The 12,432-nt window shown below is 69.4% G+C and carries 10 protein-coding genes; 7 read left to right on the top strand and 3 right to left on the bottom strand.

The genetic code is table 11. The annotated features are described in order from the left end of the window. Positions 1–231 precede the first annotated feature (231 nt). From ACZ7MX_RS07770 to ACZ7MX_RS07760, 3 genes are all read left to right on the top strand, one after another. Positions 232–1,704 carry a replication initiator gene (locus ACZ7MX_RS07770; RefSeq protein WP_472130269.1) on the top strand — a complete coding sequence of 491 codons (1,473 nt, stop codon included), beginning with the start codon at positions 232–234 and terminating at the stop codon, positions 1,702–1,704. Further along, positions 1,701–1,844: a hypothetical protein gene (locus ACZ7MX_RS07765; protein ID WP_472130267.1), complete on the top strand. Its 144-nt coding sequence runs from the start codon at positions 1,701–1,703 to the stop codon at positions 1,842–1,844. Before ACZ7MX_RS07770 ends, ACZ7MX_RS07765 begins: the two co-directional genes overlap by 4 nt. A gap of 73 nt (positions 1,845–1,917) precedes the next feature. Further along, complete coding sequence (locus ACZ7MX_RS07760) at positions 1,918–3,999, top strand: recombinase family protein (protein ID WP_472130265.1); 2,082 nt, start codon at positions 1,918–1,920, stop codon at positions 3,997–3,999. A gap of 74 nt (positions 4,000–4,073) precedes the next feature. Here ACZ7MX_RS07760 and ACZ7MX_RS07755 read toward each other — a convergent pair whose 3' ends face one another. Further along, positions 4,074–4,781 (bottom strand): HD domain-containing protein, encoded by a 708-nt coding sequence (locus ACZ7MX_RS07755; RefSeq protein WP_472130263.1) that lies wholly within the window; start codon positions 4,779–4,781, stop codon positions 4,074–4,076. A 119-nt stretch (positions 4,782–4,900) separates the two neighbouring features. Between ACZ7MX_RS07755 and ACZ7MX_RS07750 the strand changes: the two genes are divergently transcribed. Further along, the gene (locus ACZ7MX_RS07750) at positions 4,901–5,629 is read left to right on the top strand and encodes a copper homeostasis protein CutC (protein WP_472130261.1); all 729 of its coding nucleotides are present in this window, start codon (positions 4,901–4,903) and stop codon (positions 5,627–5,629) included. Positions 5,630–5,776: 147 nt separating this feature from the next. Here the strand turns inward: ACZ7MX_RS07750 and ACZ7MX_RS07745 are convergent, their stop codons facing one another. Beyond that, positions 5,777–7,123 (bottom strand): MFS transporter, encoded by a 1,347-nt coding sequence (locus tag ACZ7MX_RS07745; RefSeq protein ID WP_472130259.1) that lies wholly within the window; start codon positions 7,121–7,123, stop codon positions 5,777–5,779. 197 nt (positions 7,124–7,320) lie between these two features. Between ACZ7MX_RS07745 and ACZ7MX_RS07740 the strand changes: the two genes are divergently transcribed. Continuing rightward, a complete protein-coding gene (locus tag ACZ7MX_RS07740) occupies positions 7,321–7,701 on the top strand; it encodes an ArsR/SmtB family transcription factor (RefSeq protein ID WP_472130257.1) in 381 nt (126 codons plus the stop codon). 152 nt (positions 7,702–7,853) lie between these two features. On the opposite strand, the gene ACZ7MX_RS07735 is transcribed toward ACZ7MX_RS07740, so the two are convergent. Further along, complete coding sequence (locus tag ACZ7MX_RS07735; RefSeq protein ID WP_472130255.1) at positions 7,854–9,929, bottom strand: HelD family protein; 2,076 nt, start codon at positions 9,927–9,929, stop codon at positions 7,854–7,856. A 538-nt stretch (positions 9,930–10,467) separates the two neighbouring features. Between ACZ7MX_RS07735 and ACZ7MX_RS07730 the strand changes: the two genes are divergently transcribed. Further along, on the top strand, positions 10,468–10,710 hold the full coding sequence (locus ACZ7MX_RS07730; protein ID WP_472130253.1) for a hypothetical protein: 243 nt from the start codon (positions 10,468–10,470) through the stop codon (positions 10,708–10,710). Positions 10,711–11,181: 471 nt separating this feature from the next. Further along, complete coding sequence (locus tag ACZ7MX_RS07725) at positions 11,182–12,402, top strand: glycosyltransferase 87 family protein (protein WP_472130628.1); 1,221 nt, start codon at positions 11,182–11,184, stop codon at positions 12,400–12,402. The last annotated feature ends 30 nt before the right edge of the window (positions 12,403–12,432 follow it).

The raw sequence follows: 12,432 nt of genomic DNA, 5'->3' as shown, positions 1-12,432 counted from the left end.
TGGGCGGCCGTCCGTCCTTCACGTTCCAGATTCGGCCCGTATGGACTGGCGGCCCCCTGCTCTGACAGCACGTGGCCGGCCTAAGGGTCTCGGCTATAGCCCGGGACAACCCTTCGCCGTCGTCTCCCCTACCTCCCAGGTCAAGGACCCCTCTCCTGTGCCCGAAGCATCAATCCTCCCTTGCCATAAAGAAGTTTTGGCCGGGGCAGCGCCCCTTGGAAGGTCACCTCCATGCGTCACCCGAACACCGCTTCTAACCCCTTCAGCGACGATGACGCGCGCCGCGCAACTCTCGCCCTGGATCAGCGCCTACGCGCCCTGTCTGAGACTGAGCGAGACATGGTGCGACTCGTCACTGATCCTGGTTTCGACCGCTGGTTGCAACAGATCCACAACATCGGTGGCTGTGCTCATCCCATTTACCTCTCAGGACGCACGACCCTCCGGGACGTTGAGACGGGCGAGATCCTGCGCCACTACGACACCAGCGAAGAACCCGGCGGGCGGCTGGCTGTGCGATGCCGAAACCGCCGAGAGACACGCTGCCTGCCGTGCTCGCGCCTCCACGCTGGAGATACGTTTCACCTCGTCCGCTCCGGTCTCTCGGGCGGCAAAGGCACCCCGGAAGCTGTCCGGGATCACCCCCGGCTATTCGTCACCCTCACGGCGCCGTCTTTCGGCACTGTCCACCACATCGTCGACGGAGGGCAGCAATGCCACCCCCGCCGCAACGTAGGCCACTGCGAGCACGGGCGCTCGGCCGGTTGCGGGCTGGTACACGGGGAGCGCGACCCACTGGTGGGACAGCCGTTGTGCCCGGGGTGCTATGACTACACATCCCATGTGCTCTGGCACGCGCACGTAGGACCGCTCTGGAACCGGTTCTGTGAACGGGTCCGGCGCCTATTGGCTAAGTCCATAGGTATCCCACAGACCAAGCTTCGGCATCACGTCCGGGTCTCCTTCGCCAAAGTCGCCGAGTACCAGCAACGAGCCGCAGTGCACCTTCACGCCGTGATCCGGCTCGACGGTCCTACCGGCCCGGACACCTCGCCACCCGGCTGGGCGACACCAGACCTGCTCGAAGCAGCCGTGGACACAGCGGCAAAGACGGTGACGGTGCCTGCTCCGTACTCGGCTGCTGTGGGTGAGTGGACGGCGGAGTGGGGTGAGCAGTTGGAGATTCACGAGATCCGTGCGTTCGGTGACGCCACCCCGATGACCGATGACCGAGTAGCGGCCTACGTCGCCAAGTACGTTGGCAAATCTGTCTCTGATGCCGGCGGGGTAGACACCCGGATCAACTCGGAAGCGGAGATCCCGTACGCGACTCAGAACGCCCACTTACGGGCGCTCATGGGTACGTGCTGGCGCCTCGGCGGCCTGGTTGAACTGGAAGACCTTCGCCTTCGAGCATGGGCTCACACGCTCGGCTTCCGAGGGCACGTACTTACCAAATCGCGGCTTTACTCCACCACTTATGCAGATCTTCGGGCCGCTCGGGCTGATCACGCTTCCGGCGTCGGTGGGCAAGACCTCGTAGCCGACTTCGAGGCTGAGTCTCAGTGGCGATACGTCGGTTCCGGGCACTCACCTGCTGCGGAAGAGATTGCCCGAGGGGTGGCTGAAGACCAAGCGCAACTTAGGGAGATTGCCAGAGAACTTCGCTCGCAGTGGCCGGCAGATGAAGGGGGGTTCACATGACCCAAGTCAAGATCATCTGGACCGTCGGCAAGACCTTCACGGCTGCTGAGCGCGAGCGACTGCTTCGCCTTCTCTTCAAGAGTCGCCAGCGATCCGATGAAGTTTCAGATTCCCAGCAAAACGTCAAACAAGAGGAATAGACTGGCAGTTGAACGTAGGTGCCCCGGCAGCGGCTGCCACCGCCCCGGGGCTGGCCGACTGCGAGGAGTCGACTTGCGTAATTCAAGCACACTTCAGCGCGCTGCCATCGATGTGGTAGAGCAGACCACTCGTCCCCGGCTTCGGGCCGTCGTCTACCTGCGGGTCTCGACTGAACAGCAGACCCGCGGATACGGCATTGCCAAGTCTGAACGGAAGACTGCTGCGTACATCCAAAGCAAGGGTTGGGAGCAGGTCGACAGGTTCGCCGACGAGGGGATTTCAGGCTCCCGAGAGATGGGGAATCGCCCTGATTTCGACGCATTGATGGAACAAGCGGTAAAAGAGCCTCGCCCCTTCGATGTTGTCGTAGTCGAAGAAGGGCGCGCGATCGGGCGCACTGGACGTGCCTTCTGGCGCTGGGTCTGGGCCTTGGAAGACATCGGGATTTACGTCGCCATTGTTGATGGTGATATCTCGAACACGACAGTCGAAGGGCGTCGAGAGATGCGACGCGCGGCTGACTATGCAGAAACTGAGTGGGAGACTATCCGAACTCGCCTACAGGGAGGATTGCAAGAGAAAGCGGAAACCGGGGGGTGGACCGGTGGAACGGTTCCCTATGGCTACCGAATTCACCTGCAAGGTCGAAAAGGGGAGTCCCATCTAGTTATTGATTTCAAGGAAGCCCGTTGCCTGCGCCGGGCTCGGGAGTTGTTCGTTCAAATGCCACTCCCTAGCTGGCGTCAACTGGCCTTGAAGATGAACGCTGAGGGGTGGAGGGACCGTAAGGGGCGGCCCTTCAGGTACACACATCTCCGGGCGCGGCTGCTGTCGGAGACTTTGCTCGAATCCAGGTACGTCTTCCGTAATGTGAAGCGACGCCACAATCGCGCGAAAGTGAATCCTGACGGTACGCCTATGTTCGGCGATACGGTTGCAATTCCGCTAGACCCGATTTTCGCTGCATGGGAAGTCGAGGAATTGCGTCGGGCGGCTGCTCGCTGCGCGTCAAAAAAGACTGGAACTCGGCATGCGTACCCGCTAAGCGGCAGAGTCGTCAATTCCTACGGCGGCTGCGAAAAGGGGTACATTGGCGCTTCGCGTGAGGGTGAAAGAAGCCTGCGTTGGTACCGATGCTCGGGTAAAGATGAGGCGTACGCTGGCGCCGAGGTCTGCAAGTGCTCGATAGTAAATGCGAGCCAGCTTGAGTCGGTGGTTTGGGGGGAGGTGCAGCGACTTCTAGGAGATCCCGCAAGGCTGATGGCTATGGCCGGCGAATGGGAGAGCGTAACAGCCGAACAGCGCGATTCTCATGACAAACGGATCGCTGAGCTGGATCACCAAATCCAGCTGCAAAAGAAGGCGATTTCGGCTGTTGTGGCTGCGGCGGCCAAGGAGGCCGTGAAGAATAACTCTGATCCGGAATCGGAGATCGCGGGTGCCTCGCAGATCTTGCGTGAAGAGTTGAAGAACCTAGAAGCGCTCCGTGAAGAGGCTGTTGAGTGGCGAGGGGAGGTTGTTTCAGCTGAACAGCGTACGGAAGAAATCAAACGTCTGGCTAATGCGGCGCGCGAAAACCTCGCCGACATGACTCCGGGAGAGAAAGAACAGTTCATCGACCTAATGGATCTGCGTGTGTCCTTCACCGGGCCCATCCCAAAGGGGCGAGAAGGGCAACCCTGCAAGTTGGATGCATGGTTCCGTAGTCGGGGCTTCCTGGTTCCCGATCAGCTCACGGACGAGGACTGGGCGGCGATTGAGCCGTTGATGCCGGGAAAGCCTCGGACGTTCTCATACCGTCAGCTCTTTGATGCGGCCTTCTACAAGGCCCGAACTGGAATCCGTTGGGATGAGCTGCCAGCGAAGTACGGGAATCACGTGACGATTCACACGCGGGTGTCCAAGTGGCTGAAGTCGGGGCAGTGGGATCGTGCTGTTGAAAGGCTTGATTTTTCGACAGGTTCGCCCCTGCCTGCCCGCGTGCTGCTGCCACCAATGACGATCACGGGTCGTATCGATCCGCGTGTGATCCCGTGGAGTGCAGGAACTGACACGTCAGGCACGGTTCGCGAAGACGGAGAGGCCGAGGACGTGGACGGCGATGGGCAGTCGGGCACGGTCGGACGGTGCGGGAGCTGGCATGTCAGCTACTAACAACGATAGGACGCCTTACATTCCCGCCGCCGGTGATCGATTGCCCGGGCGGTCCGCCGACGCCGCCCTTCCGGTCAGCCGCCGCCGGACAGCAGGTCCAGCTCCGTCGCCAGGTTGCGGCGGGCCAGGTGTTCCCACCGGTCGTAGCCCTGAGGGGTCCTGAACAGGCGTGGCAGGGCCAGGAGTTGGCGCAGTACGGCGGAGCGGCCGGCCGCGAAGTCCGCGTCGGGCACGAAGGCGTACTCGTCGCGGACCGAGGCGGCGTAGGCGGCGTACGCGTCGGGCGAACCGGCGAGCACCGCGAGATCGGCGTCACACAGCACCTCGCCGTCCGGGTCGTCGGGCGCCGGGTCGTGGGTGACGGTGAGCCGCACCAGCCGGGCCACCTCGGCCGTACGGGCCGCGCCGACACCCAGTTCGGGCAGCGCGCGCTCGGCCAGGGCCGCGCTGCGCTCCTCGTTCTCCGAGCGGTCCGGCCGGTAGACCGCGTCGTGGAACCACGCCGCCAACTGGACGACGGGCAGGTCATCGGCATGCTCGGCGAGTTCGTCGATCCGGTCGAGGACCGCGGCCAGGTGCGCGACGGTGTGGTACCGCCGCTGCGGCTCGCTCCAACGGGAGAGCAGATTGTCCGCGTAGGGGGTGGGGTCGGGCGCCGGGGTGCCTCCGGGCGCGGCGGACCTCCTTGTGCCGCGGGCCGCGGCGACCGTGGCGGCCCAGCGCGTGCGCAGCTCCGGTACCGGGTCGATGGTGCTGCCTGCCGTACGGGACACGGACGTCATGCGAATCATTGTGCCTTGCGCCTGGCGACCCCGTAGGCTGGGAATATTGGACTAGACCTGTTGGGTGGTGTGCGGATGCAGGGCTTCCGCGCCACTTGTCGCCGAAGGATTGGGGTCATATGAGCAAGCGCGCACTCCTTGAGGTGATCGCGCTCGGCCCGCAGGACGCGGTCGCCGCCCAGGAAGGCGGTGCCGACCGCCTGGAACTCGTCACCGACATGGCGGCCGACGGGCTGACGCCCGCGACGGCCACCTTCGCGGGGATCCGGGCGGCGGTGGACCTGCCGCTGCGGGTGATGCTGCGGTTGGCCGACGGGTTCGCTGCCGGCGATCTCCCGGCGCTCTGCGGCCGGGCGGCGGCCCTCCGGGAGGCGGGGGCCGAGGAGTTCGTCCTCGGCTTCCTGACGCCGGACGGGCGGCCGGACCTCGCCGCGGTGACGGCGCTGGCCGACGTGATCGACGGCTGCCCCTGGACCTTCCACCGGGCCATCGACCGGGCCGCCGACCGGGACGCGCTGCGCAAGGAGCTGGCCGGCATGACGAGCGCCGGGCCCGACACGTATCTGACCGCCGGCGACCCCCGGGGCGTGGCGGCCGGTCGGGCGGTCCTGGTGACCGAGCAGGCCCGTACGGCCGCGGGTGAGCCCGGGTACGCGCCGCGCATCCTGGTGGGCGGCGGCCTCGGCCTCGACCACGTCCCGGCGCTGCGCGCGGCCGGCCTCGACGCCTTCCACATCGGCGGCGCCGCCCGCCCCGACGGCTGGTCCGCCCCGGTGGACGCGGCCGCGGTACGGCGGTGGCGCGAGGCACTGGACCAAGAGGCGGAGCGGCCGGTTCCGCTGAGGTGAGCGGAGGGGCGGGGTGAGCGGAAGGGTCCGGGCGAGCGGGCGCACGACTTAAGGGGGTATCCCTTGCGGACGTGCCTCTCGTGGAGGTGCCTCATACGGAGGTGTCGGAGGTGTCTCCTGCGGAGGTGTCTCTTGCGGACGCGCCTCCTAGAGGCGTGCCGCCGGAGCCCCGGCCTCCGACAGGGGAGCGGAACCGGGTGACGGAGCAGGTGCGGCTGCCCCATCCGTCTCGGCCGCGCCGGCCGCCGCGGGTGCCGCCGGAGCCCCGGCCTCCGACAGGGGAGCGGAACCGGGTGACGGAGCAGGCGCGGCCGCCCCAGCCGTCTCGGCCGCGCCGGCCGCCGCGGCCGACCCGGCCGTCCGTCGGCGGGTCGCGACGGCCGCCAGGGCGACCGCCACCAGGCCCAGAGCGGTCGAGGTGAGCGGGAACCACCGGGCGCCGAACGCGGTGAGGGCGAGACTGCCGACGCCGCCCGCGGCCGCCATGCCCAGATAGAGCGCGCTGCTGTTGAGGGAGATCAGCAGCGGCGCGTTGGGCGGGTCCAGGGAGGCGAGACGGTGCGGCAGCGCCACCGAGACCGCCCATCCGGCGAGCGGTGCGAGTGCCGCGTACACCAGCGCGCCGGGCATCGTCGCCGAGACCCAGGGCAGCGTGAGGAAGGCGAGGGCGGCCAGCGAGCCGCCGGTGAGCAGGACGGTCCGGACGCCCAGCCGGTCGACCGCCCGGCCGCCCAGCCAGTTGCCGGCGATCGAGGCGAGGCCGGACACCAGCATGATCAGGCTGAGCCGGCCCGCATCGCCTCCGGTGGCGGGGCGCACCACCGTGCCGAGGTAGATGTAGACCGTGTTGAAGGCCAGGAAGAACACCAGCGTGGTGGCCGCGGCGGCCAGCACGTTCCCGTTGCGCAGCGGTGCGAGGCGGGCGCGCAGGCCGGGTGCGGTGGCCGGCGCCGGCAGGTCGCGCAGCAGCAGGACGAGGCCCAGGAACGCCGCGGCGCCCAGTGCGACCACCAGCCACATGGTCAGCCGCCAGTCCGTCCGTCCTATGTAGGTGCCGAGGGGCACGCCGAGCGCGGTGGCCACCGTCATGCCGCCGAGCACGGTCGCCAGCGCCCGGCCGCGCCGCTCGGCGGGTACGAGCGTGGTGGCCACGGCGTTGGCGGTCGGGGTGTACAGGGCGGCACCGGCCGCGGCCAGCACCCGAGTGGCCAGCAGGAGGGGGTAGTTGGGCGCCAGGGCGCTCAGCGCGTTGGCGGCCGTGAAGAGGGCGAGCGCGGTCAGCAGGACGCGGCGGCGTGGCCACCGGGCGGCGGCGGTGGCGAGCACGGGGGCGAGCACGGCGTAGGAGAGGGCGAAAACGGTGACCATCTGGCCGGCGGCCGGCACGGAAACGCCCAGGTCATGGGCGATCAGTCCGAGGATGCCGGCCATCACCATGGAATCGGTGCCCATGGCGAAGGTGCCGAGGGCGAGCAGGAGCAGGCGGAGACGCACGGGTGTCCTTCCCGGTACGAACGGGGACGTGGGGATGCGTAACTACGCAGCGACCGCACGCGAAGGGACGTGGCGACGTGGGCGCGGCGTGAGTTTGATGTGCGTCAAACACTATTGATTGTTGGATGGATGTCAAACAGATTGGCCGGGGAAATACAGTGGGGCGTGAACGAGCGACGGAAGGAGGCCGGACGGCCGTGGTGAGTGGCGTCGGTACGGACGGCGGTGACGGCACGCTGCTGGCGCAGCCGGAGACCGAGGACATCCAGCTGGTGAAGGTGCTGCACGCGCTCGGGGACCCGGCCCGGCTGCATCTGCTGCGGATCTACGCGAGCGGGCAGCAGTACGACTGCTCGTCGGAACGGCTGGGCCTCGGCCATCTGCACAAGTCGACCGTCTCGCACCACATGCGGACCATGCGCGAGGCCGGGCTCACCTCCACCCGGGTCGTCGGCCGCAACCGCTATGTGCAACTACGCCGCGCCGACCTCGACGCGCGCTTCCCCGGCCTCCTGGACGCGCTGCTCCACTCCGTCGAGGAGGAGGACCTGTTGGGGTCGGGCGACGACGGGGCCTGAAACGAGGACCCGGGCCCGGTGGCGCTGCGGCGGCCGGCCCGGTGCCGCGGTCTGCGTCCGGGGCCGGCCGGAGCCACGGACCGCGCGGGCCGGCCGGTGCCGCGGCGGCCGACCCCGCGGAATCGCCCCTGGGCCGGCCGTCGTGGGGGGCTCTAGGCGGGCCCGTCCGCCAGCTGCTCCGGCAGCGGCGCCGCATGGACCACCGTCAGGCCGGAAACCGGGCGGGTCAGGCAGACGTACAGGCGGCGCAGGCCGGTCCGCTCGTCCGGTTCACCGTCGACGATCGCGGCCGGTTCGTCCAGCACCACGTAGTCGTACTCCAGACCCTTGGCGAGCGTGGCCGGCACCAGCGTCAGCCGGGAACCGGCCGAGGTCTCCTCACCCGGGGCCAGCACGGTCACCCCGTTCGCCTCCAGCGCCGCGCGCAGCTCCGGAATGCGCGCCTCCGCCGCGATCAGGCCGATCGAACCCTCCTTCGTCAGCGCCTCGTCGCAGGCCGCGAGGGTCGCCGCGGTCAGCTCCGCGGCCTCGACCCGACGGATCGCGAAATCGCCCGCCGACTCACGGATCGAGGTGGCCTCCGTCAGATCCGGCGCGATGGCCGGCAGCAGCCGGGACGCGTACGCGATCACCTCGCGCGGCACCCGGAAACCCTGCGTGAGCTCCTCGACCGCCGCCCCCGGCTTGCCCAGATGGGCCAGCGCCTCCTCCCAGGTGTCGGTCGCCCACGGCGTCGTCCCCTGGGCGATGTCACCGAGGATCGTCACCGAACCCGTCGTGCAGCGCCGGCCGACCGCCCGGTACTGCATCGGCGAGAGGTCCTGCGCCTCGTCCAGCACCACATGGCCGAGCGAGTGCGTGCGCTCCACCAGGTCCGTCGCCTCGTCGATCAACACCGCGTCCGCCGCGGACCACTTGGCGCTCTTCACACTGCGCGCCGGTTTGGTCCACAGGATCGTCTTCTGCTCCTCGGGGGAGAGGATCCCCTCGGCCTGCTCGGCGAGGAAATCGGCGTCGCCCAGCAGCCGCAGCACCAGCTTCGCCGGATCGACCGGCGGCCAGACCTCCTTGACCACGGCCTTCACGGCGGCGTTCCGGGCCACCGCGTTCTGCACCCGGTCGTCCGGCGCCTCCCCGGCCTGCTCCATCCGCACCAGGACGGCATGCGCGATCCGCTGCGGAAGCGCCTCCCGGGCCGCGCCGTAGCGGATGTCGCGCGCCATCAACTCCTGCACGATCTCCTGCAGTTCGTACGCCGGTACGCGCCAGTGGCGGGAGCCGCGGACCACCACGCAGGGCTCCTGCGGCAGCGTGATGTGCGAGCGGACGGCCCGCCGCAGGACCTCCGCCATCCGCGCGTCCCCCTTGACCGTCGCCGCGGCCGCCTCGTCCGTACCGCGCACCTCGACATGTCCCACCAGGTCGTCGACCGTGGCCTGCTTGACCTCCAGCTCGCCCAGCGCCGGCAGCACCTGCTCGATGTACTGCAGGAAGGAACGGTTCGGGCCGATGACGAGGGTGCCCGCCCGCGCCAGCCGCTCGCGGTGCGCGTACAGCAGATACGCCACACGGTGCAGGCCGACCGCCGTCTTTCCGGTGCCCGGCGCCCCCTGCACACACACCGAACCGGTGATGCCGGCGCGCACGATCTCGTCCTGCTCGGGCTGGATCGTCGCGACGATGTCCCGCATCGGGCCGACACGCGGCCGCTCGATCTCCGACTGCAGGAGCCGGCTGGTCCGCTCCAGTTCTGCGGGGTCGGTGAGGTGCTCGTCCTCGTAGGCGGTCAACTCGCCGCCGGTGTAACCGAAGCGGCGGCGCAGCCTGAGGTCCATCGGGTCCTTCTTGGAGGCCCGGTAGAACGGCTGGGAGACGGGCGCGCGCCAGTCGATGACCATCGGGTCACCGTCGGCGTCGTGGACGTGCCGCCGGCCGATGTAGAAGTTCTCCCCGTCCGCCCCCTCGGCGAGGTCGAGGCCCGGGGCGTGGAGGTAGTCGAGGCGGCCGAAGAAAAGCGGGGTGTGGGAGAGGTCGGCGAGCGCCTTGATCCGGGCTTCGATCTCGCCCTGGAGCACCTCGGCGTTGACCCAGTTCGCGGTGACGTCCGCGATGTTCAGCGACTCGGCGTCGGCGCGCATGGCACGAAGCGCGGCGCGGGAAGCGGCGAGATGGGCGCGTTCGCGCCGGAGCGGCTCGTCGTCGGACAGGTCGTGGGCGTGCGAGGGCACGGCGTTGCCTCCGGTGGCGGTACTGCGGCGGGCGCGCCATGGTGCGCGGGCGCGGCGGGCCGGGGTCGGTGCGTAGCGCAGGTCATGCGATGCGCGGGTCAGCGGCGTGAAGCGAAGGCCGGCCGGTTTCCGACCGGGCGGCGGCACTCCTCGGCGGGAGGCAGGCAGACGCGCGAGTGTAGTCAGGGGTGGGTGGGGGCGCCAACGAATTATTGCCGAGGGGGAGAGCCAGGGGCTGCGGGGCCGGGGGCCGGGCCCAAGGGACGGGGGACCGAGGGCGGGGGCCGAAGCACGAGGGCGGGGGCAGGGGCCGGGCCAGGGGCAGGTGCGGCGTCCGCGCTGTCCGCGGGGCACGCGTCGGGCGGTCAACGTCGTGCCTCCGGTTGCCGGGTGGTCAACGCCGTACTCCGGGTTGACGACCCCTACAACCGTGGGTCTCCCGTAGGGGTTGGAGTGGGTCTGGAGACTGACGTCAGGCCCGCCGAGGATCGACCCGTGGACCGATGTCCGGCAATCGCGTCGAATTCATCATGGACCCATGAGCAGCGCAACGATTCCACCCGCATCCGTCCCGTCCCTCCCCTCCCTCGCATCCGCCCCTCTCCACCAGGCCAAGGGCGCCACGGCCCTCGGCGCGGCCCCGGCCGCCGGCGCCGCCCCGGCGGCCGGGCACCGACACCTGGTGGGCAACGCCCTCCGCGCGATAAAGGTCTTCGCCACCGCGGCCTTCAGCGTCGTCGTCCTCGGCGAGTACGCGGACGACCACCGGGCCGCGGGCTGAGCACCGGGGGCGAAGCCGCGGGGCGACCCCCGGCCCGGGCTGATCTTGTTCGACGCCGTGACGACATCCGGATGACCGGAAACCGTTACGGCCTGCCGGTCCCGATCCACTAGCGTCGGCGCGGAGTGCGCGCTCAGGGCGACGAGGCGAGGCGACGAGAGGGGACAACGGGTGTCTTCCGCCGACGGTACGCGGACGGAGAGCGAAGAGACCGAAACGCAGGGGGAGGGGAAGGGGAGGGGCCCCCGAACCAGCACCGACGAGACCCCGCCCCCCAGCCCCAACCCCGACCCCAACCCCAGCCCTACCAACACCGGTCCTACCAACCCCACCCCCACCGGTACGAGGCCCAGCCGTACCCCCACGACGCCCACCCCCACACCCAACCCCCGCCACCTCCTCTGCGCCGCCGCCCTGTTGCTCGTCTCGTTCGTCGGGCTGTGGGTGCTTTACGAGGTGCAGCCGCTGCCGATGTCCGACATAGCGGTCTACCGGGCCGAGGGGGAGGCCGCCGCGAGTGGCGGTGATCTCTACGGCTTCACGGTCACCAAGTGGGACCTCCCGGCCACCTACCCGCCCTTCGCCGCTCTCCTCTTCATCCCGACGACCTGGCTCTCCCTCGGCACCCTCAAAATCGTCTGTGTGCTCGTCAACGCCGGGCTGCTCGCCCTGCTGATCCATCTCTCCTGCCAGGCCACCGGTGTGCGCCGGGCCGCGCACACCGCGCCGGCCGTACTGGCCGCCACCGCGCTCGGCCTCTGGCTCGAACCGGTCTTCCAGACGTTCGTCTTCGGCCAGGTCAATCTCGCCCTGACCTGCCTGATCCTCTGGGACCTCGCCCGCCCGGACGGCGCCCGCGGCAAGGGCTTCGCCACCGGCATCGCGGCGGGCATCAAGCTCACCCCCGCGATCTTCGCCGTCTACCTCCTCATCACCGGCCGGGTGAAGGCCGCCTTCAGCGCCCTCGCCGGGTTCCTGGTCTCGGTGCTGCTGGGCTGGCTGGTGCTGCCGGACGCCAGCGTCGAGTTCTGGACCCGGCGGATGTTCGAGACCGACCGGGTGGGCAAGGTCTGGATCGTCGACAACCAGTCCCTCCAGGGCCTGATCAGCCGCGTCCTGCACAACCCCGAACCGGGGCTGTTGTGGGCGGTGCCGGCGCTGCTGACCGCGGCCGCCGGGCTCTACGCCGCACGCCGGGTGTATCTGCGCCGCGGCCTCGACACCTGGGGCGTGCTGTGTACGGCCGTGACGGCGCTGCTGGTCTCACCCATCAGCTGGTCGCACCACTGGGTCTGGTGCGTACCGCTGCTGATCGGCCTCGCCGCCCGCGTCCGTCGGCACCCCTGGCGGCGCGCCCTGCTGGCCGCCGTCACCCTCGCCTTCACGGCCCGCACGATGTGGATCGTGCCGCACCGCGGCGACCTCGATCTGCACTTCTCCTGGTGGCAGCAGCCGCTCGCCGCGCCGTACCCCCTGCTCGGGCTGGCGCTGCTGGCGGCCCTGATCTGGTGGACCCGGCGTACGGGGAACGCGCCGGGAGGGGCGGGAGAGACGGGAGAATCGGGGCAGCCGGGAGCGTCCGCGCCCCGCCACATCCCGTCCCCGCGCGCCGACCAGGATCTGACGGCACGAACCGCCCAGACAGCCCGGACCGCGTGGGCCGCCTGGACCGACCGGCACCGCGCCGCGTGAGCCCGGGCCGGGGGACGCCCCCAGGGACGC

Source organism: Streptomyces sp. NPDC107765, assembly GCF_055657085.1.
Note: the sequence above shows the minus strand (reverse complement) of the source record. Positions and strands in the feature narration are given on the sequence as shown.

Excerpts from the sequence above, each read along its gene's own strand:
- ACZ7MX_RS07770 (WP_472130269.1), top strand. The coding sequence starts at position 232 with ATGCGTCACCCGAACACCGCTTCTAACCCCTTCAGCGACGATGACGCG.
- ACZ7MX_RS07765 (WP_472130267.1), top strand. The coding sequence starts at position 1,701 with ATGACCCAAGTCAAGATCATCTGGACCGTCGGCAAGACCTTCACGGCT.
- ACZ7MX_RS07755 (WP_472130263.1), bottom strand. The coding sequence starts at position 4,781 with ATGACGTCCGTGTCCCGTACGGCAGGCAGCACCATCGACCCGGTACCG.
- ACZ7MX_RS07750 (WP_472130261.1), top strand. The coding sequence starts at position 4,901 with ATGAGCAAGCGCGCACTCCTTGAGGTGATCGCGCTCGGCCCGCAGGAC.
- ACZ7MX_RS07730 (WP_472130253.1), top strand. The coding sequence starts at position 10,468 with ATGAGCAGCGCAACGATTCCACCCGCATCCGTCCCGTCCCTCCCCTCC.
- ACZ7MX_RS07725 (WP_472130628.1), top strand. The coding sequence starts at position 11,182 with ATGTCCGACATAGCGGTCTACCGGGCCGAGGGGGAGGCCGCCGCGAGT.